The following is a 25,340-nucleotide window of genomic DNA, read 5'->3' on the forward strand; positions in this document are numbered from 1 at the left end:
TTCAGCCGCGAATGCGCCGTCGCAGACCGCCGAGGGCTGACCGGACGGCGACACGGGCCCGTGGCAGCGCTCCGCGCACTTTGTAAGCGGAGAAGTGCCGGAGCTCCACAGACTCAGTGATCCGCGAAGGGGCACCATCGGCGAGCAGCTGGGTGAACACCCGGAGCGCTGCCGCATCGCGGCTGCCGCCGCAGAATTCCTCGCCGATGAACTGCCGTGCGTCCTCGCGCTTCGAGTCCCAGGCCCTCCGATCGTTCTCGAATGCCTCCATCTCCGCCAGGACCGCTCGCATCATCGCGACGGCGTCGCCCTCGGGGATCACCGTCGCGCGTCCATCGGCCATGTACTCGGTGCCGCCGTGGCCGCTGAAGCCCACGACTGCCGCCCCTGCGGCGAGCGCCTCGGCCCCCGGCAGCCCGAATCCCTCGCGCTCGGCACCGGAGAGGAAGATCGCGCTGCGCCCCAGCGCCTCAGCCACCTGCTCGCGCGTCATCCCGTCGATGGGCAGGAGATCCCAGCCCTGCATCTCCTCTCGACGGGAAAGAAGATTCAGAACGGGAACCATCTCCTCCATCCGCCGGCGCGGCATGTAGGCGATCAGCTGGTCCTTCTCAGCGGGCGCGAACAGATCGGTGTCGACCACGACGGGGATCCGGAACAGCGGGAGGCGCCCCGCGAGAGTCTCCTCCATCAATGTCTCGAGGGTGCGCGAGGCAGCGATCACGGCCGTCGCATTCGGCCATCCGGGATACGGCGCTCGGGCCGCAGTGCTTCCCGGCTCGATCCCGGCGAAGACGAAATCGGGGCCCTGCACGTGGAGCACCACAGGAACCTGGGAGAATTCGGGCGCCCAGGCCAGCGCGTTGATCTCGGTCATCACGAGGATGTCGCCGGGGACGAATGCCAGAGAATCCGCACACACCACCGGAGCGGGTGCGAGATCTCCCGTCGGCACTCGGTACCGATCCCCGTGCCACACCTTCGCGGGAACGCCCTGGCGATCGAGCGACGCCGCCAGCGCGTGGATCACCCGCAGACCGCCGCTGGGATGGGGCAGATCCGGTGCGATGAACGTGACGGTCATCAGAGGGCCTTCCAGTAGCGGCGAGAAGCGAGACGGCGGCGCACATCGGAGATCGTCGCGCGCACCATCCCGCGATAGATCAGCCCGCGCGTGCGCAAGCCGATGAACGACTTGATGGACTGCAAGAAATCCTCTTCGTCGCCCGGTGCACGACCAGGGGGGCCGGTGAGCACAGGGGTGTGCCGGTCATCCGTCACCCCGATCTCAGAGGGCCCTCGGCACGAGACCAGGTTCGGCTTCAGCACCCGCACGTCGATCCCCGCAGGAAGGGCCCACCTGCGGTAGTCATCGGCAGCCCACTGGATCCGGCCCTGCTGGGCGACGAAGGCGCAGTACAGAGCGGCAGCGCGCCGACTGACTGCATAGAGCATGGCCCCGGCGGGCTCCCCTTCGTAATGACCGAAGAGGAAGTGTGCGGGATGGCGTCCGCCCACAGGGCGGGCCAGCAGAGAGAGCTGCACGTCGCGCTCGGAGCGCTTGCGCCGATCACGAACGTCCATCTCGCCGTAGGGATCTGCGAGGAGGGCGAGGTCGCCCGCGCGCATAAGGGATGCCACTTTATGCAGCACGGGTTCGAGATGCGTGGAGAAGACCACGTCGTCTTCTGCCACGAGCATGAGGTCATCCGCCGCGCCCGAGCCTTCGGCGAACTCCCTCATCACGAGGTAATGGCTGATCGCGCAGCCGATTTCGCCTCCGAGCGGCGCTCGCCCCTCCTCCCGGGCATAAGCCTCCACGTCGAAGAGCTGTTCCCCTCCGCCCCGGCGCGCGTCGAAAGCATCGAAGAACGTGAAAGTGGATGCTGCGCCGTTGCCCTCGAACGCATTCCTCCGGGGCGAATCCGGTACGGAGATGACGCGGCGAGCCACGATCCGTGCCGCCCCTGGCCCCCCGTTCCCGCTCATGCGCCGATCCTTCCTGCCACCTGCGAGGCATGCAGCTCAGCCTGCTCCGGTGCAAGGTCGAGCGGAGCCTGCTGAGCGATCTCGTTGACGAGGCGACCGGGGAGCGGAACACGCCCGCGACCGATCCGCGCCCACATGTACTCCATGTCGAGATGGCCGATGTCCACGCAGCGAATCCCCGCCGCAGAGACATCGTGAGCGAGCACCGTCGCCGTCGGCCCGAGCGAGGTGAGCACCAGGCGGTCCCGACCCAGCTCCTCGGTCGCAGCCGCGATCTCCTCGAGGTGGTCGAAGGCGTCCGACGGGGGGCCGATGAGCCGGGTGATCGAGGCAGCATCATCGAACAGGTCGTTCCCGATCCCAGACCGCGAGTACACCCCCTCGACGAAGAGCACGTCGCGACCAGCCCAGAGCTGCCGCAGGCGTCCGAACCGCTCCATCGCCTGATCGACGTCGTCATGCGGGATGTACGGCCGCGTGAGCATGGTGTCGAGGAAGGTGCGGCGGGAGGGGATCTCGCGGGCCAGCTGCCGGCCATGCCTGCGCACGAAGTCGCCCCACCACAGGCGCTCGTGCTCGGTGACACCGGCGGTCTCGACCAGGCAGTGGGTAAGGCCCAGCATGAGGTCGCTCCGAGAGCTGTTCAGCACCTCGCGCAGGCGCTCGGCGAGGCCGCTGGAGCCCCTCTGGAAGCGGGGGCCTCCGACCCCCATGATGAGCTCCAGCTCCCCGTCGCCGAAGCGCGCGAGGGACTTGTCGGAATCCACGAGGAGATCGATCGACTCGTCCGGGCCGAGGATCGAGACCCCGGCCCGCACCAGCGGATTCGCCCGGGAGCGCATCAGAGCAGGCGCGTAGAGAGCGCTCTTCGCGAGCTTCCAGCGGTCCCCCACCGCTCTCCGGGCCAGGGCCCGCGCTCTCTGCTGGAAGGAGTTCGCGCTCATGCAGCTCCCTCGAGTGCGGAGGGCGCGGTCAGCCCCACGGCACGGAGGTGACGATCGAAGGCGGCCCAGGAGCTCTCCGTGTCGAAGCGCTCGACGGCCCTGCACTGCCCCCCGCCGGCAAGGCGAATGCGATCGGCATCCGAGGCGAGCAGATCCTGCAGGGCATCGCGCCAGCCCGCAGCGTCGCCCGGATCGACCAGTCGGGCGACGGACTCGTCGAAGTACTCCCGCATCGGTCGCGTGCCCGTGACGGCCACCGCCGCACCCGCAGATGCCGCCTCCATCGCCACGGACTGGCCGGTCGGATACTGGAACTCGTGCGTGGGAACTGCTACCACCCGAGCAGAGCGCAGCAGCTCGCGGTACCGCGCGTGGGGGACCGTCCCGTGCACGCGCACGTTCTCCGGCACGTCGAGGCCCCGCAGGTTCTCCGGACGGCACACCAGATCGAGGGTGAGATCGCTAGCGCGGACAGCATCGAAGAGCGTGGAGTAGTCGCGACCGGAGTCCTGCCCTACGGCGAGGACATCGATGCTGCGAGGGGCGTCCGCCTCGCCGCGATAGAAGGCAGTGTCCACCCCGAAGGGGATGGCTCCCAGGCTCTCGCGCACGAATCCCGCCTCCTCCAGCGTCTCGATCTGATTCCGGCTCCAGACGACGATCTGATCGATTCCTCGGTAGCGATCGATCAGTCTGGAGCGTTCCGAAGGGCCGGCGGTCGTGATCCATTGCGCGAGCCAGCAAGACAGCATGATGAGCGGGCGCCGACCGAGCGGACCGACCCGCTTGCGGCGCACCGCGGCTGCGGTGATGGTGCGCTGCTCGAGCAGGCCGATCACTGCGTCGGCACCGACAGCGAGCCGCTGGGCACGCAACGGACGCTCGACATCCCCGCCGATGCGATGCTCGATCTTCGCCCACGCACGGCGCAGGCGTGGGGAGGGGCTCTGTTTCGCGAATGCGATCTGATGGCCCTTCGTTTCGAGAGCATCGATGCCATAGGGAAGCGCGCTGGACCGTTCGCCGCGCGCATGTGCAGCCCGCCAGCTCGCGGCATCGTGCTCGCTCAGTACTGCGAAACGCATTTGCACCCCCTCTCCTCCACCTGTGAAGACCATCAGAATATGCGGCGGCGCTGTCGCCGCAGGGCGATCCGCGGGAATCGTGGGTAGCGTCTCGCGAAGAGCTGACGTCTGGCGTTCTCTCCTCACTCCGATCTGGGTGCTCGTCGCACCAGCGCCTCGATCTGCGGCCACGTGCTCGGGACCTCACGGGTGAATGACCGCACCTCGCCCTGCGGGTACCAGCCCAGCTCGGGCTGGGGCCGCCCCTCCAGCAGCCCTTCCCACTGGGCACGCAGCCCAGCCTCCTCCAGCGAGCCGAGATGGCGCCAGTGAGCGCCCTCGGACGCTCTCACCCCCGGCTGCGACAGGCTCTGAGCACCCTGGGCGACCTTCTTCCGCATCTGGTCATACGAGCGCCAGGGAAGATGGAGGATACCCAGGCCGCCCAGTCGCAGGCCGCGCCGCAAGGCATCGTGATTGCCCGCCTCGGGAACAGCAGTCGTCGAGGTGCGGAACGCGACTTTCCCCATGGGGTGCTGATGGGGATCGATCACCCAGTCCTCGCCACCCTTTCCATACGGGAAGGCGTTGAGCATCCGCGAGCGCATCACTCGAGCTGGTGAACTCCGGAAAGTCTCCGCCAGGGTCCCCTCGACGCCGAACCAGAACTCATCCGCATCGAACGGCACCACCCAGCGCGCCCCATGCGCTGTGACATGGTCGGAGAGGATCATCATCTTGATGGCCTGAAGGTGTGCCGAGCAGCGATCCTGTCCGACGAAGACCGGAAGCGTCCCGGAGAGCGTCCTGAGCACCTCCGCCGTGGAATCGACCGATCCGTTGTCCATCACGATCACGCCATCCACGCCCTGCGAGCAGAGGTGGCGCACGGTCTCGCCGATGATGTCGGCTTCATTCCGGGCCAACCCCACTGCCCAGATACTTCCGGGACGAGCAGGGATCGCCGGCAGATCCATCTTCGCGCGGACCGCGGCGATCAGATCCGCGTTCTCGGAGCGGAAGGACCCGGCGAGATCGTCGTAGCCGTATCCGAAGCGGCGCACTGCGCGCAGCCACGCCCCCCCGAAGATCCGTCGCGCCCTGCCCGCCGCACGCACGTGCAAGGGCTCAGCGGGGCGCCATCGGTGTTCCATGCCCTCATTCTGGCAGAGCCGGCCCCGCCGGGAGAGGGGCGCAGTCGGACAGAGCGTCCGCCTCGGCTAGTGTCAGTCAGGTCCGCTCGCGCAGCGCGCTGTGCCCTCCTGCTGAGGAATCCCATGTCCACCGAGAACTTCACTGTCATCATCCCGACCCTGCAGCGATCGTCAGATCTGAGGGCGATCGTCGAGCAGTGCGCAGCGCATCCGGATGTGGACGAGGTCACCGTGGTCAACAACGCCGAGGAGCCGCTCGAGTTCGACCATCGTGCCGTGCGAGTGCTCCAGCCGGGCAGGAACATCTTCGTCAACCCCGCCTGGAACCTGGGGGTGCGGGAGTCGCGCGGAGCCCTGCTCGCGATCATCAACGATGACGTGCGCTTCCGCGACGAAGCGCTGTCGCATGCCGCCGCGCTCCTCCGCCGGAAGCGGTACGGGATCATCGGCCCCGACCGCACCTGCTTCTCGATCGATGACCAGGCCCGGGGAATCGGGTCCCGCATCTATTCCGATCCGTATGTCGTCACCTACGGAACATTCATGTGCCTGCGCCGAGAGAACTATGTCCCGATCCCCGAGGAGCTGACGATCTGGGGCGGCGACAACTGGCTCCTCACTCACCAGCGAAAGGCGAACGGCGTTCTCATCAGGACCCCGTTCCGCACGGATATGGGCACGACGAGCTCGTCGCCTGAATTCTCGAAGAAGACCGGTCACGAGACTGACGTGGCTGAGCGTCTCCTCATCGGCATCCGTCCACCCGCGCATGTCCGACTCCTCGTGGGGGCGCTAGAGAAGATCCGTCGCAGCCGCCACAGCCTGAAGAGCGCGATAGACGCGTCGCGCAGAAGAAGCCGCTGACGAGGCGCGCCGCACTCAGCGATACGCGCTGATATCGAATCGGAGGTCCGGATCCGCGATCACGTGCGGCCGGTACTTCAGCAGCAGCGGCGAGAGCACGTGCCCATGGAGGTCCGCCCAGGGCACGGGATAGTCCGCAGACGAGTCATGGGGCGAGGCCGCAGGGTGGCGCTCCAGGAGATCTTCGAAATAGCGCATCCTGCGCTGGACCTCGTCGAACCACTCCTGGGCCAGCGGAGAGCCCGGCTTGAACGCGAAGCCCATCTGGCTGGGAATCTCGAAGTAGCGACGGCGCTGGTCGTCCCCGAGCGGCCCGGTCACGGGCGAGGCGTGCTCGGCCGTGATCTCCTCGGGACCGGCGGCCCACAGCTCGGGATCGGCGTTGAGCCTCTCGACCGTGGGACCCCAGGGCGCCGTCATCGCCTTCACGTCGCAGTAGATCCCTCCGTGGAACAGCATCGTGTACGAGCGCAGGTAGTCCGATCGATGCATCTCGCTCAGACCGGCGTATCCCGGCGGAAGAGGGTGATCGGGGACAAGGATCCGGTCCAGGTTCTCAGGGGTGATCACCACCAGCTCCGCCTCGGGGTTCATCGCCTGCAGCGCATCGAGATTGCGCCGACGGGTCGGGCTCATCGGCGTGAAGCCCGTCCAGAACGTATGGATCACATGGGGCGCAGGGGCCAGCGGAGCAGCCGCCTCGACGACCGGACCATGGTCCAGGTGGTTGACCGAGAACGTACTCGAGGAGGGCGTGCGCACCTCCATGTAGTGATGCACATAGCGCTCGCGGTCATAGACATAGGGCTCGCGCGCGGCGGCGGCGCGCAACGCCCGGTCCGCCGCGCTCCCGCGCTGCCGCGCGAGGCGCCTCTGGAATCCCCGAGCCTTTCCGGCAATGGCATCGAAGAGTCTGCTCATGCCTGTGCCACCCCGATCCGAGCGATGATCTGCGAATCGTAGAGAGCGGCCTCCTCCGGGAGCAGTCCGGAATCAGCCTGGTCCAGGATCTCGTTGACGTAGCGCCCGCGCAGGGGCACCCGGGGCGTCCCGGCGAGCGCCCACATGTACTCGAGGTCCAGGTGCCCGAGATCCAGGCATCGCACCCCCCGGGCGCTCGCATCGTGGGCGACGACGGTGGCCGTCGGGCCGAGGGAGCACAGCACCAGCCTTCCCTGTCCGTGCTCCACAGTCGCCCCGACGATCTCCTCGAGGTGCGCATACGCATCGGTCGCGGGGCAGATGATCCGCCGCACACTGCGGGCGCCGTCGAAGAGATCGTTGCCGATCCCGGCCCTCGTCATCTCCCCCTCGACCATGAGGATGTCGCGGTCCTTCCAGATCACCTGGAGGCGCGCGAACCGGCGAAGTGCCAGATCGCGATCGCCGTATGGCACGAACGGCCGGGTGAGCTGCGCGTCCGCGTACGTGCGGTGGTGGGGCACCACGGATAGCAGACGCCGGCCGTTGCGCCGCAGGTAGTCGCCCCAGAAGACGCGCTCCGCGGGCAGCGCTTCATGCGTGTCCTGGAGGCAGATCGGAAGCCCTATGAGGAGATCCTCCCGGTCCGAGGCCAGGACTTCGGCGAGCCGTGCCGCGAGATCGGCGCTGCTGTCCTGGAACCGGGTCGCACCGAGCCCCATCAGTACCGTGAACTCGCCGTCGCCGAATCGAGCCAGACTCCTCTCGCTGTCGATCAGCAACTCCGCCGACTCATCCGGCCCAGCGATCCGGATGCCGGCCCGCACGAGAGGATTCAACGGGCTGCGGATGAGGACCGGGTGGTAGGCGGCGCGCTTGATCAGCGCAGCGCTCCGCCGGCTCGCGCGGCGCGCCAGTCGCTTCAGGGATGGCATCGCTGACCTCGATCATTCCTCGGAGCGCCACGATGAGACGGGGCGCAGTCGGCTGCGGCGCCTGTCATCCTGGCACAGGTCGTGAGGCCTAAGGCGATGCGGACCGGGGGGCATTGCAGCCGAGAGCGCTGAGCCCGCTCCGGGACATCTCCGGGTACCAATCATCCCCAAACCGGATCCGCGCGCCGACCAGCGCCTCTAGGATCCTGCTATGCCCCAGGTCACAGCCGGTGACGGCGCCTGGAGCCCATCACCTGGCGGACCCCCATCCGGCCCGGCGCTCTTCCCTTCCCCGCGCTCCGAGAGGTCCTCATGGAAACGGCCCGCCGCTACGTCTTCCCCATCATCTGGATGGTGCTCTTCGCCCTGATCGCCGCCGCGCTCGTGCGCATGGCGTTCTTCCCCGCCACTGCCGCCGACGGCGCGAGCGGGGACGGCATCTCCCCCACAGCCGCGTACGACGAGTATGCGCTGGTGCCCGCGACCCCTGCCGACATCACCTCCACCCTCGAACTGCCGGCGACCGTGAAGCCCGATGCCACGACGCCCGTGCTCTCCTCCGCTGCCGGCGAGATCACGAAGGTCTCCAAGCACAACGGCGACCCCGTGGCCCTCGGTGACGTCATCCTCGAGGTGCGCGCGGAGGACGCGAAGGCGACCGCCGCAGCGGAGGCGAAGGCGCAGGCCGACGCCGATGCCTGGAACCTCACCCACCCCGACAAGCCCGCCCAGGCCCCGAAGGCGGTGGCCACGAAGTACCAGTACTTCGAGGTGACCTCGACCGGCAGCGGCACGATGACGGAGATGAAGCTGCTGGAGAAGCAGCAGGTGAGCATCGGCGACACCATCGGCCAGCTCTCCCCCGGCACGTACGCGATCGTCGCCGACCTCACCCCCGAGCAGCAGCTGCGCCTGATCGACGTGCCGCTGAGCGCGACCGTCGAGCTGCCGACCACCCCGGATCCCGTGCCCTGCGAGGCGCCCGCGATCACGGAGCTCTCGGCCGACGAGGCCGACGCGCAGCAGCCCTCCACCTCCACCGATCCGATGACCGGCATGCCCGTCTCCTCGAGCGGGCCCGCCGCTTCTCTGCGCTGCCCGGTACCTGCGGGCACCAAGATCGTGCCCGGCCTCTCGGTGGAGGTGACCGTGGGCCTCGGCACGGCCAGCGGCGTGCTGACCCTCCCGATCACGGCCGTCGAGGGGAAGCTCGGCTCCGGCACGGTCTACACGATGGACGAGGCCACTGGCGAGCCCACCCCGGTCCCCGTCACGCTCGGACTGCGCGATGACTCCGTCGTCGAGATCACCGGCGGCCTGAACGAGGGCGACATGGTCCTGCAGTTCGTCCCGGGAGTGGAGAACCCTGAGGCCGGCATGGGCGGGATGGGCCCCTGGTGAGCACCGCCGTCCCGCCCCGCGGCCCCGCGGAGGATCGGCCGGAGCTCGCGACCGAGCAGTTCGAGCCCGCCGACCGCGAGCGCTTCGACACCGCCGCCGCCATCGGCCTGCTCCCCGCAGAGCCGGAGACGGCGCCGATCCCCGTTGCTGACGTCGATCCGAGCGCCCTGCTCCAGCTGCGCGGCCTCACCCGCTCCGTGCGCCTGCCCTCGCGCGACATGCTCCACATCCTGCGCGGCGTGGATCTGACCGTGCACCCCGGCGACCACGTGGCGATCGTCGGCCGTTCAGGATCGGGGAAGTCGACCCTGCTGAACCTGCTCGGCCTCATCGACCGCCAGACCACCGGCGACCTCCTCTTCCAGGGGCACGAGGTCTCCCGACTCTCGGATCGGCGCCGCGCGCGGCTGCGCGGCGCGTCGATCGGCTTCGTGTTCCAGCAGTTCAACCTGCTGGACGGCCGCACGGCGCTGGAGAACGTCATGATGCCGATGATGTACGGCACCGCCCGCCAGTTCTGGGGCCGCGAGAAGGCGGCGATGGAGATGCTGGACCGCGTCGGCCTCGCCGGTCGCGCCCATCAGAAGCCGAACCGCCTCTCGGGAGGAGAGCAGCAGCGCGTGGCCGTCGCCCGGGCGCTCGTGCGCCGCCCCACCCTGATCCTCGCCGACGAGCCCACGGGCGCGCTCGACGTCACCACCGGAGAGGCCATCATGTCCCTGCTCGACGAGATCGCCCGGGATTCCGACGCCGCCCTGGTGACGATCACCCACGACCTGCAGGTCGCGCGGCTCTCGCACCGCTCCTACCTGCTGGACGGGGGGGTGCTGCATGACGTCGACACGAGCGCCGCGCACTCGGCGCTCGCGGCGACCGAGGGCATCCGGGCCGGGCGCGAGGCGGTGGGGGCATGACCGCGCTGATCGCCTCCCTCGTCGAGGCCTACGGGGAGCTGCGCGTCAACGGCCTGCGCATCCTCCTCGCCCTGCTCGGCGTGGCGTTCTCGGTGTTCACGCTGACCGCGACGCTCGGCGCCGGAGGGATGCTCGGCGCCGCCATCCAGCAGAGCAACGAGGCCTCGAACGGTCGGCCCGCGATCGTCACGGTGCAGGCGTCGGACACCACCTCGAGCACTCGCGCCGAGCGCGACGCCGCCGTCGCCGAGACGTTCGACGTGATGGGCATCGAGCAGCGCAGCCGGCGCGCCAGCCTGCCGATCGGCATCCAGACGCTCCAGGGCGTGATGAGCATGCAGATCACGGCCGTGGATCCGGCCTACGCCGAGATGTACCGGGTCCGGCCCGACGCCGGGCGCTGGCTCGCGGATTCCGATCAGGACCGCCTTGCGCCCGCGATCGTCGTCAATCAGACCGCCTACGCGACGATGGGCCGGCCGGACCTCGGCTCGGAGGCCGTCGATCTCTACGGCGGGGAGGCGCACTCCACGGCGATCGTGATCGGGGTCGTCCCCGATTCCCAGGGCCCCTACCCCATGGCGTACACCGCGGTGGGGAGCGCAGCGGAGCTGCCGGGGATCGACGAGTCCGCCTTCAGCAGCCAGGAGTACCTCGCCTGGATCCCGCCGGAGATGACCGAGCAGATCTCCAATGCGCTGACGACTCGGCTCAGCTCCACCCCGACCGGCACGTACAACGTCTATTCGAACTACTGGCCCGGTTCCGACGACCCGTTCAGGATCCTCTCCACTGCCCTGATCGCGATCGCCGCGGTGATCCTGATCCTCGGAGCGATGGGGCTGCTGAACATCGCGCTGGTGACCGTGCGCTACCGCGTGCGGGAGATCGGCATCCGCCGCTCCTACGGGGCGACCGGCGGCCGGATCTTCTTCGGCGTGCTCATGGAGTCGGTGGTCGCGACCGTGATCGCCGGGATCGTCGGCGTGCTCGGGGCGGTCGCCCTGGTGCGCTCGCCGATGGTGCTGGACTACTTCAAGGGCGTGGGCCTGGTGGATCTGCCGCCGTTCCCCGCCTCGGCGGTGATCACGGGCCTCGTGGCCGCCACGGCCGTCGGCATCCTCGCGGGCGCCCTGCCCGCGCTGATCGCCACCCGGATCAAGGTCATCGACGCGATCAGGAGCTGAGGCTCACCGGAGGGGCGGGGCCGACATGCTCGCCCCGCCCCCTCACCCCTTGATCGCCCCGAAGATGACGCCCTTGGTGAAGTGCTTCTGCACAAACGGGTAGATCACGAGGATCGGCACGAGGGCGAGCACCACGATCGCCATCTTCAGCGCGAGGCTCGCGGGCGGGGCCGCTCCGGTCACCCCGGCGGGGGTGAGCTCGCTGCCGGGCAGCTGGACGCCCTCGAGCACATAGGAGCGCAGCACGAGCTGCAGGGGCCATTTGCCCTGGTCGGTCAGGTAGAGCATGGCGCTGAAGAACGAGTTCCAGTAGCCCACCCCGTAGAACAGGGCGACCACTGCGATCACCGCCCCCGACATCGGCAGCACGATCTTCGCCAGCACCCGGAACTCGCCCGCACCGTCGATCCGAGCGGCCTCGAGGATCGAGCGGTCCACGCCCATGAAGAACGCGCGCAGGATCAGGATGTTGAACGCGGAGACCGCCCCGGGCAGGATCAGCGCCCAGTAGCTGTTGATCAGCCCCAGCGAGGAGACCAGCAGGTACGCGGGGATCATCCCCGCCGAGAAGAACATCGTGATCAGGAAGACGAACAGCAGCGGCCGGTGCAGCACCGAGTCGGTGCGCGAGAGCCCGTAGGCGGCGAGCACCGAGACGGCGGTGGAGAGCAGCGTGCCGACGGCCGTGACGCCGAGGCTGACGAGGATCGAGCGCGAGACCACGTTCCCCGAGAGGATCGTCGCGTAGGCATCGAGGGTGAGCTCGCCGGGCACGAGCACCATCCCGCCGGCGCGGGTGATCGTCTCCTCGGTCGAGAGCGACGTCAGCACCACCGTGTACAGCGGCACGAGCACCACCAGAGTGATGAGCACGAGCGCGAGCACCTTGCCGATCCGCTCGACCAGCGGCGGCCGCTCGGCCCACACCGGGCCGCGAGAGCGCCTGCGCCGCCCGTCCCTGACCGAGGCGCTCCGGGCCGACGTGCGCTGCGCCGACGTGCGCTGAGCCGACGTGATCCGGGCCGACGTGCCCGGTTCGGCCTCACGCGAGGCCGACGACTCCTGCATCCCCGTGCTCATCGCGCCTCCTTCTGGTAGACGCCGGCCTCGCCGAAGGCGTGCGCCAGGCGGTTCGCGCCCAGCACCAGCAGCAGCGAGACGACGCCCTTGATCAGTCCCGCGGCCGCCCCGTAGGAGAAGTCGCCGCCCTGGATGCCCTGGTAGTAGACGAAGGTGTCGAGCACCTCTGCCGCGCCTTGGCCGACGGCGTCGCGCTGCAGGATCAGCTGCTCGAAGCCGACCGTGAGCGAATCGCCCAGGCGCAGGATCAGCAGCAGGATGATCGTCGGCCGCAGCGCCGGCAGGGTGATGTGCCAGATGCGCCGCCAGCGGTTCGCGCCGTCGATCGCGGCCGCCTCGTAGAGCTCGGGGTTCACCGTGCTCAGCGCCGCGAGGAAGATGATCATCCCCCACCCGGCGTCCTTCCACACGGCCTGCGAGGTGACCAGCAGCAGGAACGTGTCGGGGTTGGTCATGATGTCGAGGCCGCCGCCGTCCGGCGAGATCAGCCCTGCCTGCCGCAGCAGGCGGTTCAGCAGCCCGGCCCCGCCGAGGATCTGCTGGAAGATCGTCACCACCAGCACCCACGAGAAGAAGTGCGGGAGGTACACGATCGACTGGATCGCAGTGCGCACCCCGGGCGCGAGCACCGAGTTCAGCAGCAGAGCGATCATGATCGGCACCGGGAAGAACAGCACCAGCTGGAACGCGGTGATCATCAGCGTGTTGCCGACGGCGTTCCAGAAGTCGGGCGCCGTGAGCACGCGCTGGAAGTTCCACAGTCCCACGAAGGGACTGCGCACGATCGCCATCAGCGGGCTCTGCCCCGGCGCCGCGTACGGCGAGTAGGACTGGAACGCAATGATGTTGCCCGCCATCGGGATATAGGCGAACACGATCATCAGCACCACCGCGGGCGAGACCATCGCCAGCAGCGGCCAGTCCCTGCGCAGCCTCGTGCCCAGCGGCACCTTCCGCCGCTCGATCATCGGGGCGCTGCCCCGCCTCTTCTCAGGAGCCATCGGCGTCGCGCAGCTGGGCGAGGACCTGCTGGTAGTACTCGCGCATGCGGTCGCCGCCTGCGTTCTTCCAGTTCGTGACCGCCTGGTCGAAGTCGGCCATGGTCTTGCGCCCGCGCGCCACGTCCTTCTCGAGGTCGTACAGGGGCTGATCGAGCGCGGCGTACTCGAGGGGGCGGATGATCTTGTAGCCGTGGAACGGCCCCTCGACCATGTGCGCGGTTTCCCCTGCCATCCACGCGCAGTACTCGCGCACGAAGTCGGGATCGCCGAAGTCGTACTTCGCGACCGGCCCGGTGACCAGCGTCGACAGCACGCCGGGGTGCTCGGCCTTCAGCGCGTCCGTGGGCACGGGGACGCCGTCGGCGCCGCGGGTGAAGTGCACGCCCTCGACGCCGTAGCCGGCGAGCTCCCACTCCTTCGTGCCGAAGGGGGCGGCGAGGATGTTCGCGATGCCGAGGAGCTCGCGGATGCGGGCCTCGTCGTCGGACTTCTTGAGGAAGCTGAAGAAGTTCGCGGGCGCCCCGGCGTAGCGCAGCGACTCGGAGCCCTGCGCGGAGAGCTGCGTGAGCGGCGCGACCGAGGCGGCGGGGTTCGCTGCCGCGATCCGTCGGCGCATGTCGGCCCAGGCGCCGACGCCGTCGTAGTGGATGGCGACCTGGCCGGACTCGAAGCGCTGCTTGGCATCGCCGGAGCCCGCGACCACGTCGGGGTGCACGTACCCCTTCTCGAACAGCTCGATCTGGAACTCGAGGGCCGCGCGGTACTCCGCGGTCTCCCAGCGGTACTCGAGGGCGCCGTCCGAGGTCTCGCGCCAGTCCGGCGGCGCGCCGAACAGCAGGTTCGGCGCGCCGGTGGCCATGTCGTTGCTCGCCCAGCGGCTCGCTGCGGGATCCGTCAGCGCCGCGCAGACGGTCAGGAACTCCTCGGCCGTCCTCGGCGCCTCGACGCCCGCGGCCTCCAGCAGATCCGGGCGCACGAAGATGCCGTCGGTGACGATCTCCCCGGGCACGGGGATGCCGTAGAGCTTCCCGTTGAACACGCCGTACTGCCACGCCGCGGTGGGCAGGTTCGCGAGGTTCTTCCATTCGGAGACCTTGTCGCCCGCGAGATACGGGGTGAGGTCCTGGAAGACGGCCTCGACGGCCTGATCGAAGCGGGCCGGCGGGTTCCAGGCGAACACGCTCACCCAGTCGGCGACGTCGGCCGGGGAGGCGAAGACGGCGGCCTGCTTGTCGCGGTAGTCGTTCCCGGTGGTCATCTGGTAGCTGAGCGTCGCGCCGAAGGCCTCATCGAGCGCGGCCGTGAAGGCGTTCGAGGGATCGGACTGCACGGCGCTCCAGCTGGGGACCATCGCGCTGTAGGAGCCGCCCGAGCCGGGAGGGGCGTCGACGGTCTGCGGGAGCTCGGCGGGGTAGCTGAGGTAACCGGGCGTGGACCCGTTCTCGCCCGCGATGTCCGGGGTGACGGCGGTCTGCGGGATGTGCGCGGGGAGGATGGCATCGAGGCCCGTCGGCGCGGCCTGCGATGCCTGCTGCGCGGGATCCGGCGCCGAGCACGCGGCGAGCGCGAAGGGGCCGACGGCCGCGGCCGTGAGCCCGCCGAGGATGCTGCGGCGCGAGGGGACGATGGGCCGAGCGGGGCGGGTTTCGCTCACGGGGGGCTCCTTCAGGGCAGGACGAGCACGCGGGCCGGCGGATGCCGGCGCGGCAGAGGCGCAGAGGCCCGATCGCTTCGCTGCGGAGGGGTGAGGGCCGGGCCGAATGGCGCTCGGCACCGATGGAGGCGGCGCCGATCTGACGGTCGACCAGCCTCTCGGGACGGGCTCACTGCGCTCGCCACGCTATGCCTACTACCACCTCCCGTCAATGTCGCGCAAGGGGGCTCGCGCGGATAAATGGGGACATATCCGTGAATTCGGGCACACTTGCGAGGGGTGATGCGAGCCCGTCAGATGCGCACGACGCGGGGCCTCGGTGCATCGGCCGCCCGCCGCAGCGGCTCGCCGAAGCCGAGTCCCTCGCGTCGCGAGATGCCGCGGGCCTCGAGGACGGTCACCAGCAGCACCCCGATCAGCAGCGGCGCGATGCTCGCGCCCTGACCGGGCATCACCGGCCCCCCGAACGGCGCGAGCAGCGCCGTGAACCCGAACGTGCCCAGCTGCAGCAGGATGCTCCGCTCGAGCCCCCCGCTCTTCCATGCCAGGAACCCCGCGCACAGGGAGATCAGCGCGGCCCCGGCGAGCGCGCCGGCGTCGGCCTCGTACCCGCGGCCGATCAGGCTCAGCGGGACGGGCAGGAGGATCGCCCAGACGGGGCTGCGCAGCCAGGTGCCGATGGCCTGCTGGCCGAGGCCCCGGAACACGAGCTCCTCGCCGACCGCCCGCAGGGGCGCGAGCAGCACGGTGATGAGCAGGACGGCGCCGATCTGGCCCGCGCCGGCGAGCGGACGGATCGCCTGCGGGCCTGCGCCGACGAGCAGCGAGAGGGCGGCGGTGAGAGCGAGGATAGGCAGCATCCGTGCTGCGGCGCCGCGCAGGGCGTCCCTGCGCAGGCGCCCTGCGATCGACCACAGCCACGCCGCGGGGCGCCAGCCGCCGAGTCTCGCGCCGAGCAGCCCGGCCGGGAGCGCGAACGCGCCCAGCAGCAGCGCCACCAGCACGCTGAGCGGGCTGGCCGGGTCGCCCTGGGAGCGCCCGATCGCGAGCGGGTCGACCCCGGGGATCACCGCGAGCACGGAGACGACGCCCACGAGCACCAGGTACGCGAAGATCACCTGCGCGCTGCCCGCGACGAACGCCGCCAGCAGCGGGCGGAACCATGCCGCCCATTCGGGGCGCAGATGCGCGAGCCGGTGATAGGGCAGGCCCGGCGCAGAGGGCGCGGACGGTGCAGGCGAGAGCCCCGGCTCAGGGATAGAGGCGGTCGCCGGAGTGCCGGCAGTCCGCGTGCTCACCGCGCCGCCGCCGCAGCACTGCCGGCGCCTGCACCTACACCTGCGCGCCAGGACTCCTGCAGGCGCCGGCGCCGCTCCTCTCGGGCCGCGGCCTCCGCCGCGTGCGCCTGCGAGGCCGCTTCCGAGAGGCCCAGATCCTCCAGCACGAGCTGCTCGCGCGGGGCGTCGAAAGGCATCTGCGCGCGCATGGCGCCGTCAGGGGTGATGTGCAGCAGCTCCCCTGACTCCAGCAGGCGCCAGTCCGGGGAGTCGTCCATCGGCTCGCTCGCCACGACGATCGAGCGCACCTCGCGCAGATCCTCGGAGGTGGTCTCCAGGGTCTCCGAGCGCTGATGAAGAGGGGCGTCGTCCCGGCCGCCGGCCGGGCGGTCGCGCACCCAGAGCTCATTCGTCTCGGGAAGGCGCAGCGCGAAGAGGTGCTCATCCTTCGCGGCGATGAGGTTCAGCGAGTAGACCGGGGCGTTCGCGAGCACCCAGCTGATCGCGGCGATCAGACCGGCCTCCAGGTCGCCGTCATGACGGGCCGTCTCCCCCGCGATCAGCGCCGCCAGCCACTCCGAATCGGTATCGCCCTCGATCGCGCCGCCGTCGGATGCCCCCCGCAGCGCGCGGACCCGCTCGCGCATCTCCTCGTTCACGCGCACCACGCCGTTGTGGGCGAGCACGATCCCGTCGATCAGGAACGGGTGGGTGTTGCACAGCTCGTTCGCGGTGCCCGAGGAGTTCCGCACGTGCGCGACGATCGCCCGGCTGCGCAGCTCGGAGGCGAGATGGGCGTACCTGCTGGAGGAGTGCGCCGCCACGGGACGCTTGACCACATGCGGTGTGCCGTCCTCCCCGAACCAGCCGATCCCCGTGCCGTCGGCGTTGAACTGCGACTGGTGCGAGAGGGAGTACGGCGCATCGACCAGCCAGAACTGAGCGGTGATCGGGCGGTCGGCGTGGAGAGCGAAGAGTCGGCACATAGCGGGGACCATCGTAGGCGCGGCGGGTGGGAGCAGCGGCGGCAAGCCCTCCTTCGGTGGGAGCAGCGGCGGCAAGCCTCAGGGCAGCGGGAGGAGCCGCGGCCGGTCCCCGCGCGGGGGGCCATCGCCCCCGGTCCCAGGCGCGTGGGCGAGGATGGGCGGGTGCTCCGATACCTCGCGCTCGCCCTCGTCCTCGCGCTGTTCGCGCTGCGGCTGCTGCGGGGGCGGTTCGGCGCCCGGTTCCTCGGCGTCTCCGAGCGGGTCCTCGACATCGCCTACATCGCCGCGCTCCTGATCACGGCAGCCCTGTCGATCTGGGCGGAGCACTGGCTGCTGCTCGGGATCGTCGGCGCCCTGCTGGCGCTGCGCCTGGTCGAGGCGCTGCGCCCCGCGCCTGCTCGGCGCCGGGCCGACGGGCGGCTGCGCCGCCCCGCCGCCGCGCCCGACGCCCCTCAGCGCTCGGCGCGGCGCCCGAACACCAGGAAGCGCTGAGCCAGGTAGCTCAGGGCGAAGAGGCCGGCATCGGCGAGGATCTTCGCCACCACCAGCGGAACCCCCATCGCGGCCAGCGCATCGACTGCCGCGATCCCGCCCGCGAGCACAGCGCCGGCGAGCGCGGCGTACCGGACCGCGGCCTGTCGCAGCGGCACCTGCGCGCCTCCGCCGAACACGCCCCAGCGGTTCACCGAGAAGTTGATCCCGCCGCTCACCACCCGGGCCGCTCCGAGGGCGAGCCACAGCGGCGCCCCGAGCGCGGTGAAGGCGAGGAACAGGCCGGTGTCCACCGCGAAGGCGAGCACCCCGGATCCGGCGAAGGCGAGCACCGGCCCCATGACCCGCAGGGAATCGCGCACCGGCCGGAAGTGGCTCGTCGCATTCTCCTCGGTGTAGACGGTCTCGATCGGCACCTGCGCGAGCCCGATCCCCTCGCGCGAGGCCCGCACGAGCATCGTGTACTCGTACTCGTAGCGGTCCCCCGGCAGCGACTGCGCCCATTCGAGGTGCTCGGCAGGGATCCCTCGCAGGCCCGTCTGCGTATCGCCGAGGGCAGTCCCCGAGGCGGCGCGGAACAGGAGGGCGCTGACGGCATTGCCCAGGCGCGACCGCAGGGGGACGTCGTCCTTGTCGAAGGTGCGCACGCCGAGCACGATCGGGCGCGTCACCCCTGCGAGCGTCGCCGGGGAATCGAGCAGCGCCCGCACCGCGGCGATATCGGCGAGGCGGTGCTGGCCGTCGGCGTCGGCCGTGACGACCCCCGCTCCCGGGAACTCCTCGCGCACGAACGCGAAGGCGGTGCGCAGGGCGTAGCCCTTGCCGTGGTTCTCCGGGAGGCGCAGCACGTGCGCGCCCTGCAGCTCGCAGCGATCGAAGACCACGTCGAACCGAGAGCCCGAGCCGTCGTCGATCACGACCACGTCGGTGCCGGAGGCGAGCAGGGAGCTGACGAGGACCACAAGGTCATGACCGGGCTCGAGCGCCGGGATGACGACGACCGCGGGAGCGGCGGACTGCGCGGTGCCGGCGGCGGGAGCAGGGGCAGCGGCGGTAGCAGGGGCAGCGGCGGGAGCAGGGGCAACGGCGGGAGCGGCAGCGGTGAGAGTCATGGCGATCGCCTTTCGAACGGGTGGAGCGGGAGCGGAGTGGGGTGAAGGAGGGCGTCAGCCGACGACGCAGAGGATGTCGCTGGTGGCGCGCTCGCCGTTGTTCGAGGGCTGGTTCACGATCTCGCCGTCGAAGATCATCACCGAGCCGCCTCCGCCGTCGAGGTTGAAGCCGGTGGTGCAGCCGAGGCCCGCGAGGATCTCGCCGAGCTCGGGCAGCGACGCGCCGCGGGAGTAGCCCTCGCTGCGGCCGTCGACCACGAGGAAGACCAGGTGGTTCGTGCCGATCACGCCGATCGCGGTGCGCGGCTGGTTGCCCTGGATGGAGTGGTTGCCGACGTTCGTGTCGACCTCGAAGTCCTCCAGGCCCTCGGGCACCGCGCCGTCCACGAGGACTGCCGGACCGAAGCTCAGAGTGTTCCACACCCCCGCCGCCACCAGGGCGTCGGCGCTGGTGGAGGTCTCGTCGTACACCTCGACGCGGCCGTCGGTGTAGAAGGCGAGGCCGTCGCGAGCGGGCTCGTCGCGGTAGGCGACGCCGTTGCGGATCTCGATGCCGGTGGAGCGGAAGCCGTAGTAGTCGCCGTTGATCGCGAGCACGGCGCCGGCATCGGCCGCCATCTCGCTCGGCAGGGCGGTGATGTTCTCGCCGAACTTGTTCTGGGCGAACGCCGAGCGGATGAGCGCGGCGTCGGCGACCTGCACCTCCGCCGCGTACCAGGTGACCGTGTCGGATCCCGTGCCGGTCTGCGTGGTGGTGAGGGTGATCGTGGTGGTGGAGGACGTGTAGCCGGTCTGGGTGAACGCGCCGTCCGTCGCGGGCGATGCCGTGGCGGTGGCGGAGGTCCCGGCGGCTTCCTCGGCGGCGGCGACGTCGGAGACCTCGACCTTCTCGCGCAGGAAGCGGTCGTAGGCCCAGGCGGCGGAGCCTCCGGTTCCGGCGAGCACGGCGAGGCCGCCGCCGAGGACGACGCGGCGCGTCATCGAGCGGCGGGCCGACGGGCCGGAGGGAGCGGGAGCGGGAGCTCCGGAGGGGGCGGGGTGCGTGATCGTCATGGGGACGACGATCCCCGCCCCTCCTATGCGGGAGGGGCGGGGAGTGCTGTGCGCCGGCTATGCGCTGCGAGGGCCCCGATGCGGGGCTCGGCAGCGGGAGGGGTCAGCAGCGGTCTGCGAAGTCCATGGTCCCGGAGGCGTAGAACTGATCGCCCGCCTCCATCGCGGCATTACCCCCGAAGGCGGGAGCGCCGAACTGGATGATCCCCATGGAGCCGGGCGGGATCGGATCCGCCCAGGTCACGACGATGGCGTCGGCCCCGATGGCGATGGTGGGCTGGGGCATGCCGACGAACCTGTCCTCGGGGATCTCGGCGAGGGTCGCGACTCCCGCGTGCTCGAGGGCGAGAGCCGGCCAGAACGCCCGCCACACTGAGCCGTCGGCCCGGGTGTAGCCCTTGTAGAACCACTCCTCGACCGTGTGCCCGGCCACCAGCTCGGTGCCCCAGGCGACGTAGTCCATCTGCGCGGGCATCCCCGCCCACGTCGGATCCTTCGGGATCGTGAGGGTCACCGAGCCTGCGGGGAGGCTCTCCTCGAACAGGAGCATCAGGCGCCAGGTGAGGATCCCCGGGCCCAGGCTGAAGTGCTGGAACTTCATGGCGCCGTCGGCGCTGTTGTGGATGTCGAGGAAGCCGTTGTTCGTCCAGTCCGGAGCGGTGATCTGGCTGAGCGAGCGCGCGTGCCAGGACTTCGCCGGGCAGGCCGTGGAGGCTGCGAACGCCGGGGCGGCGGAGGCGAGGACCGCGGCGGGCACGGCCCATGCGGCGCCGCCGACGAGGGCCCGGCGGGAAGGAGCGGTGAGGCGAGGGGCGGGGCGGGATGACGTCATGTCGATCCTTCGATCGGGATCCGCGACAATCGCGGTCGAATCGAAGAATAGTGCCCCGTTTCCGAACTTACCGACGGGAAATGTGGATATCACATTCCGGTCCGCCCCGCCCGATGCTCACCGGACCGCTCACCCTCGCGGGTCCGCCACCGGCCCGACCACCTCGTGCGCGACGTACGGCGCTTCGAGCGCCGCGATCTCCTCCTCGCTCAGCACCAGGTCGAGAGCGCCGAGGGCAGAATCGATGTGACGGGTCTTCGTGGCCCCGACGAGCACGGAGGCGACCTGGCGGCGCGAGAGCAGCCAGGCGAGCGCCACGTGCGCCCGCTCCACGCCGCGCTCCTGCGCGATCCGGGCGACGGTCTCGATGATCTCCCGGTCCTTCTCGGAGGAGCCGTCGTACTTCGAGGACTGGATCGCGTCGGTCTCCGAGCGGGCCGTCGTCTCGCCGGGATCGCGGGTGAGGCGGCCGGAGGCGAGCGGAGAGTACGGGGTGGAGGCGACGCCGGTGGCGCGCAGGAGCGGCATCATCTCGCGCTCCTCCTCGCGGTAGAGGAGGTTGTAGTGGTTCTGCATCGAGACGAACCTCGTCCACCCGTGCTTCTCGGCCACGTTCTGCGCGGTGAGGAACTGCCAGGCGAACATCGCCGAGGCGCCGATGTAGCGCACCTTGCCGGAGCGGACGACGTCGTGCAGCGCCTCCATCGTCTCCTCGATCGGCGTCGCATAGTCCCAGCGGTGCACGATGTAGAGGTCGACATAGTCCATGCCGAGGCGGTCCAGGCTCGCGTCGATCGCCGAGAGGATGTGCTTGCGCGAGAGGCCGCCGCCGTTCGGGCCCTTGCGCATGGTGCCGTGCACCTTGGTCGCGAGCACGATCTCATCGCGGTCGGCCATGTCGCTGAGCGCCTTGCCGACGATCTCCTCGCTGCGGCCGAGGGAGTAGATGTCGGCGGTGTCGAAGAAGGTGATGCCGGAGTCCAGCGCGTGCTGAATGACCGGGCGAACGGCGTCCTCCTCGAGCACCCACGAGTGGATCCAGGCGTTCGGATCTCCGGACCCCATCGTCCCCAGGCAGAGCCTCGAGACGTCCAGGGCGGTGTTCCCGAGCTTCACGCAGTCCATGGGGCGCTCCTCCGTCGCAGGTCGCCGTACGGGGTTGCTCCGGGCCAGGCTACGCCCCCTTGGAGGCAGTGGGAGGGACTTCCAGTACGCCCTCCACGCACCTCTTCATCCCTCTGACCTGCGCTCCCTCCCTTCATACAGCGGCGACAGGACGGACATAGCCCCTGCACAGCACCGCGCCGGAGAGTTCTTCTCGAGCCGCCGGGGCTCGCAGCGGATCCGCTGTCGGCACCCCCTCTCTCGCAGCGGATCCGAACCCTGGGGGTTGAGGGTCCCGGCGCGCTCCTCATCCATCACCCTGAGGAGAACCCCATGTCCACCATCGCCCTGTACGCACTCGATGTCCTCGCAGCCTCCGTGCTCGCCTTCGGCGTCTACTGGCCGCGCCACCGCCGCCGCGATCTCGTGGTCGCGTTCCTCGGCATCAACGTGGGCGTGCTCGCGGTGTGCGCGCTGCTGGCGACCTCCGCCGTGACGGCGGGCATCGGGCTGGGGCTGTTCGGCGTGCTCTCGATCATCCGCCTGCGGTCCGACGAGCTCGCCCAGCACGAGATCGCCTACTACTTCGCATTCCTGGCGCTGGCGCTCGTCGGCGGCCTCGGGTTCAGCCCGATCTGGCTCGCCGCCGGGTTCCTGGCGCTGATCGTCGGCGTGATGACCGCGGTGGACCACCCCGCGCTGCTCGCCGCGCACCGCCGCCAGCTGCTGGTCCTGGACCGGGCGCTGACGGACGAGCGGGCGCTGCGCTCGCACCTCGAGGAGACGCTCGGGGCCGACGTCACGGCGTTCACGGTGCTGAAGGTCGACCTGGTCAGCGACACCACGACCGTGGACGTGCGGTTCCGCGTCCGCTCCGGGCGCCGCTCGGCCCTCGCCGGCACGAGCGCCGAGGCCCTCGCCGCTGCGCCGACTGCCGAAGGGGTCGACTTCCCCGAGCGCGAGCGCATCCCGGCGGTGACCCGGTGACCGGCCTCGAGCGGATCCCCGGCATCGACCTCGGGGAGCTCGCCGAGCGCGCGAGCCTCATGACCCGCGTGGACCGGAAGTACCTCGTGCCCCTTCCTGCTGTGCGGGGCCTCCTGGAAGCCCTGGACGGCGGGCTGCGGGTCCTGGAGATCGACGGCGCGCGCACCTTCCGCTATCGCTCGACCTACTACGACACCGCCGATCTGCGCTCCTTCCGCGACGCAGCGGGCAGCCGGCGCCGGCGCTTCAAGATCCGCCGTCGCGACTACGTCGACACCGGCGCCTCCTACCTCGAGGTGAAGACCCCGACGGGCCGCGGTGAGACCTCCAAGCAGCGCATCGAGATCCCGTCTCGGCTCCCTGCGGACCGGCCGCTCGCAGGCGGCCAGCTCGCCTTCGTGCAGGAGCGCCTCATCGACGCCGGCTGCACGCCGCCGACGCTCCCGCTCGTGCCGATCCTCGGCACGACGTACGACCGCAGCACGCTGCTGGTCGAGAGCGAAGGATCGCGCCTGACGATCGACGCGGAGCTGACCTGGCAGGACCTCCGGCAGGACCTAAGGACGGACCGCGCGGGCCCGCCCGCCCGCCGCCGGGCGCTCAGCGGCCTCGTGGTCGTCGAGACGAAGGCGGGCACCCAGCCCGGCCGCGCGGACCGCTGGCTGTGGTCCCACGCCCACCGCCCCCTGCGCCTGTCGAAGTACTCCACAGGCCTCGCGCTGCTGGATGAGGCGCTCCCCCGCAACCGCTGGCACCAGACGCTCGGCGCGGTCGCGGCGGATGCGGCATAGCCGCGCTCACCAGCACTCCCGCACCTCATAGCCCCACCACCCCTCAGACATAGCCCCTGCACAGCACCGACCTCGACTCTTGATTCATCGCCGCTCGCAGCGGCCGCAGCCGCGGCCCGTCGGCGAAGGACCGCCCCGCACGGGCCCGATGGAAGGAACCCCATGAACCTCTCGAGCATCCGCCGCACGACCGCCGCCGTCACCGTCGGCGCCGCGACCCTGGCGTTGGCCGCCTGCGGCGCGGCCACCGCCGTCACCGGCACCACCGCCAGCGACTCCACCGATACGTCGAGCACCACGACCACCACCGTCTCCACCACGACGGACACGGCGGGCGGGGCGAGCAATGCCGACGGCACCCGCACCAACGACTTCCTCTCGACCTTCGACCTCGCCTCGCTCGACACCCACTACAGCGAGGACGACCTGGCCTGGGACGCCTCCGCGGAGCAGACCATCACCCTCGCCGACTCCGGCTCCTCGAGCTCCAGCAGCGACGTCACGGTGGACGGCTCGACGGTCACGATTACCGCCGGCGGCCTCTACCGCATCTCCGGGACCCTCACCGACGGCCAGCTCGTCATCGCCGCCCCCGACGACGCGGCCGTCACGATCATCCTCGACGGCGCCTCGATCACGAACGCCGACGGCACCGCCATCGCCGTGACCAGCGCCGACGAGGCCACGATCTACCTCGAGGACGGCACGCAGAACACCGTGGCCGACGGCACCGGCTACGAGGTCGCCGACGATTCCACCCCCGTGGCGGCGATCGCCTCGGCCAGCGACCTCACGATCGCGGGCACCGGCGCGCTGACCGTCACCGGCAATACGAACGACGGCATCTCCACCAAGGACGGCCTCGTGATCGCCTCCGGCACGATCACCGTCACTGCGGTGGACGACGCGATCCGCGGCAAGGACTACGTCGACATCCTCGACGGCACCCTCGATCTGACCAGCGGCGGGGATGCGCTGAAGTCCGACAACTACGAGGTCGTGGACCGCGGCTGGGTGCTCATCAGCGGCGGCACGATCACCGTCGACTCGGGCGATGACGGCATCGATGCCGAGCAGGCGGTCACGATCGCCGGCAGCACGCTGACCATCGCGAAGTCGGTCGAGGGCATCGAGGCGCAGGACATCCAGATCTCCGGCGGCACCGTCGCGGTGACCGCGTCGGACGACGGCATCAACGCCACCCACGCCACCACGGCGGAGGAGGCCGCAGCCGAGGAGGCCGGCACGACCGCGGACTCCCAGCAGAACCGCGAGGCCGACGACGGCTCCTGGATCTCGATCACCGGCGGAACGGTCACGGTGACCGCGGACTTCGACGGCCTCGACTCGAACGGCGCGGCCTCCCTGACCGGCGGCGACATCACGATCACCTCGGCCGCGAACGGCGGCGACTCCCCGGTGGACACCAACGGCGACACCACGCTCGACGGCGCGACCCTGACCGCGAACGGCACAGCGATCACCTCGGCCGACGCCCTCTCCAGCGGCGGCATGGGCGGCGGTCCCGGCCAGGGCGGCGGGCCCGGCGGCGGCCACTGAGCCCCGAAGCAGAGTCGGCGCACTCTCGTTCCACAGGT

At 70.3% G+C, this 25,340-nt stretch carries 24 protein-coding genes; 8 read left to right on the plus strand and 16 right to left on the minus strand.

Features of this window, described 5'->3' with window-relative positions:
* Position 1 precedes the first annotated feature (1 nt).
* The 5 genes from Bequi_RS07590 to Bequi_RS07610 all read right to left on the minus strand — a co-directional run bounded on the left by Bequi_RS07590 (position 2) and on the right by Bequi_RS07610 (position 5,061).
* Positions 2–1,084, minus strand: coding sequence for a glycosyltransferase (locus Bequi_RS07590; RefSeq protein WP_249737336.1), 1,083 nt, complete (start codon positions 1,082–1,084; stop codon positions 2–4).
* Positions 1,084–1,989 carry a glycosyltransferase family 25 protein gene (locus Bequi_RS07595; protein WP_249737337.1) on the minus strand — a complete coding sequence of 302 codons (906 nt, stop codon included), beginning with the start codon at positions 1,987–1,989 and terminating at the stop codon, positions 1,084–1,086. The genes Bequi_RS07590 and Bequi_RS07595 overlap by 1 nt, the downstream gene beginning before the upstream one ends.
* On the minus strand, positions 1,986–2,933 hold the full coding sequence (locus Bequi_RS07600; RefSeq protein ID WP_249737338.1) for a GT-D fold domain-containing glycosyltransferase: 948 nt from the start codon (positions 2,931–2,933) through the stop codon (positions 1,986–1,988). The genes Bequi_RS07595 and Bequi_RS07600 overlap by 4 nt, the downstream gene beginning before the upstream one ends.
* Positions 2,930–4,018, minus strand: a complete 1,089-nt coding sequence (locus Bequi_RS07605; RefSeq protein ID WP_249737339.1) for a glycosyltransferase — start codon at positions 4,016–4,018, stop codon at positions 2,930–2,932. The genes Bequi_RS07600 and Bequi_RS07605 overlap by 4 nt, the downstream gene beginning before the upstream one ends.
* A 122-nt stretch (positions 4,019–4,140) precedes the next feature.
* On the minus strand, positions 4,141–5,061 hold the full coding sequence (locus Bequi_RS07610) for a glycosyltransferase family 2 protein (protein ID WP_249737340.1): 921 nt from the start codon (positions 5,059–5,061) through the stop codon (positions 4,141–4,143).
* A gap of 213 nt (positions 5,062–5,274) precedes the next feature.
* Between Bequi_RS07610 and Bequi_RS07615 the strand changes: the two genes are divergently transcribed.
* Positions 5,275–6,015, plus strand: coding sequence for a glycosyltransferase family 2 protein (locus Bequi_RS07615; protein WP_249737341.1), 741 nt, complete (start codon positions 5,275–5,277; stop codon positions 6,013–6,015).
* Positions 6,016–6,030: 15 nt separating this feature from the next.
* Here the strand turns inward: Bequi_RS07615 and Bequi_RS07620 are convergent, their stop codons facing one another.
* Positions 6,031–6,936, minus strand: a complete 906-nt coding sequence (locus Bequi_RS07620) for a glycosyltransferase family 32 protein (protein WP_249737342.1) — start codon at positions 6,934–6,936, stop codon at positions 6,031–6,033.
* Entirely contained in the window at positions 6,933–7,871 is a 939-nt protein-coding gene (locus tag Bequi_RS07625; RefSeq protein WP_249737343.1) for a GT-D fold domain-containing glycosyltransferase, read from the minus strand. The genes Bequi_RS07620 and Bequi_RS07625 overlap by 4 nt, the downstream gene beginning before the upstream one ends.
* Before the next feature lie 312 nt (positions 7,872–8,183).
* Between Bequi_RS07625 and Bequi_RS07630 the strand changes: the two genes are divergently transcribed.
* The 3 genes from Bequi_RS07630 (at position 8,184) to Bequi_RS07640 (ending at position 11,373) form a co-directional block, all read left to right on the plus strand.
* Entirely contained in the window at positions 8,184–9,272 is a 1,089-nt protein-coding gene (locus Bequi_RS07630) for an efflux RND transporter periplasmic adaptor subunit (RefSeq protein ID WP_249737344.1), read from the plus strand.
* Positions 9,273–9,490: 218 nt separating this feature from the next.
* Positions 9,491–10,186: an ABC transporter ATP-binding protein gene (locus tag Bequi_RS07635; protein WP_249737410.1), complete on the plus strand. Its 696-nt coding sequence runs from the start codon at positions 9,491–9,493 to the stop codon at positions 10,184–10,186.
* Positions 10,183–11,373, plus strand: a complete 1,191-nt coding sequence (locus tag Bequi_RS07640) for an ABC transporter permease (protein ID WP_249737345.1) — start codon at positions 10,183–10,185, stop codon at positions 11,371–11,373. Before Bequi_RS07635 ends, Bequi_RS07640 begins: the two co-directional genes overlap by 4 nt.
* A 42-nt stretch (positions 11,374–11,415) precedes the next feature.
* Here Bequi_RS07640 and Bequi_RS07645 read toward each other — a convergent pair whose 3' ends face one another.
* The 5 genes from Bequi_RS07645 to Bequi_RS07665 form a co-directional block, all read right to left on the minus strand.
* Entirely contained in the window at positions 11,416–12,453 is a 1,038-nt protein-coding gene (locus tag Bequi_RS07645) for a carbohydrate ABC transporter permease (RefSeq protein WP_249737346.1), read from the minus strand.
* On the minus strand, positions 12,450–13,454 hold the full coding sequence (locus Bequi_RS07650) for an ABC transporter permease (RefSeq protein WP_249737347.1): 1,005 nt from the start codon (positions 13,452–13,454) through the stop codon (positions 12,450–12,452). The genes Bequi_RS07645 and Bequi_RS07650 overlap by 4 nt, the downstream gene beginning before the upstream one ends.
* Positions 13,444–15,108, minus strand: a complete 1,665-nt coding sequence (locus Bequi_RS07655; protein ID WP_249737348.1) for a type 2 periplasmic-binding domain-containing protein — start codon at positions 15,106–15,108, stop codon at positions 13,444–13,446. The genes Bequi_RS07650 and Bequi_RS07655 overlap by 11 nt, the downstream gene beginning before the upstream one ends.
* Before the next feature lie 293 nt (positions 15,109–15,401).
* On the minus strand, positions 15,402–16,406 hold the full coding sequence (locus Bequi_RS07660; protein WP_249737349.1) for a CPBP family glutamic-type intramembrane protease: 1,005 nt from the start codon (positions 16,404–16,406) through the stop codon (positions 15,402–15,404).
* Positions 16,403–17,371 (minus strand): class II glutamine amidotransferase, encoded by a 969-nt coding sequence (locus Bequi_RS07665; protein WP_249737350.1) that lies wholly within the window; start codon positions 17,369–17,371, stop codon positions 16,403–16,405. Before Bequi_RS07665 ends, Bequi_RS07660 begins: the two co-directional genes overlap by 4 nt.
* 162 nt (positions 17,372–17,533) lie before the next feature.
* Here Bequi_RS07665 and Bequi_RS07670 point away from each other — a divergent pair, with 162 nt between their 5' ends.
* On the plus strand, positions 17,534–17,863 hold the full coding sequence (locus Bequi_RS07670; RefSeq protein WP_249737351.1) for a hypothetical protein: 330 nt from the start codon (positions 17,534–17,536) through the stop codon (positions 17,861–17,863).
* Here Bequi_RS07670 and Bequi_RS07675 read toward each other — a convergent pair.
* From Bequi_RS07675 to Bequi_RS07690, 4 genes are all read right to left on the minus strand, one after another.
* Positions 17,824–18,975, minus strand: coding sequence for a bifunctional glycosyltransferase family 2/GtrA family protein (locus Bequi_RS07675; protein WP_283774727.1), 1,152 nt, complete (start codon positions 18,973–18,975; stop codon positions 17,824–17,826). The genes Bequi_RS07670 and Bequi_RS07675 overlap by 40 nt on opposite strands.
* Before the next feature lie 54 nt (positions 18,976–19,029).
* Entirely contained in the window at positions 19,030–20,028 is a 999-nt protein-coding gene (locus Bequi_RS07680; RefSeq protein ID WP_347271980.1) for a phosphodiester glycosidase family protein, read from the minus strand.
* Positions 20,029–20,131: 103 nt separating this feature from the next.
* Positions 20,132–20,860: a hypothetical protein gene (locus Bequi_RS07685; RefSeq protein ID WP_249737353.1), complete on the minus strand. Its 729-nt coding sequence runs from the start codon at positions 20,858–20,860 to the stop codon at positions 20,132–20,134.
* A gap of 129 nt (positions 20,861–20,989) precedes the next feature.
* Entirely contained in the window at positions 20,990–21,985 is a 996-nt protein-coding gene (locus Bequi_RS07690) for an aldo/keto reductase (RefSeq protein ID WP_249737354.1), read from the minus strand.
* A 312-nt stretch (positions 21,986–22,297) separates the two neighbouring features.
* Between Bequi_RS07690 and Bequi_RS07695 the strand changes: the two genes are divergently transcribed.
* From Bequi_RS07695 to Bequi_RS07705, 3 genes are all read left to right on the plus strand, one after another.
* On the plus strand, positions 22,298–22,951 hold the full coding sequence (locus Bequi_RS07695) for a DUF4956 domain-containing protein (RefSeq protein ID WP_249737355.1): 654 nt from the start codon (positions 22,298–22,300) through the stop codon (positions 22,949–22,951).
* Entirely contained in the window at positions 22,948–23,742 is a 795-nt protein-coding gene (locus tag Bequi_RS07700; RefSeq protein ID WP_249737356.1) for a polyphosphate polymerase domain-containing protein, read from the plus strand. The genes Bequi_RS07695 and Bequi_RS07700 overlap by 4 nt, the downstream gene beginning before the upstream one ends.
* 162 nt (positions 23,743–23,904) lie before the next feature.
* Positions 23,905–25,302: a carbohydrate-binding domain-containing protein gene (locus Bequi_RS07705; RefSeq protein WP_249737357.1), complete on the plus strand. Its 1,398-nt coding sequence runs from the start codon at positions 23,905–23,907 to the stop codon at positions 25,300–25,302.
* The last annotated feature ends 38 nt before the right edge of the window (positions 25,303–25,340 follow it).

Origin of the sequence: Brachybacterium equifaecis (genome assembly GCF_023509525.1) — a bacterium.
Lineage (GTDB): Bacteria > Actinomycetota > Actinomycetes > Actinomycetales > Dermabacteraceae > Brachybacterium > Brachybacterium equifaecis.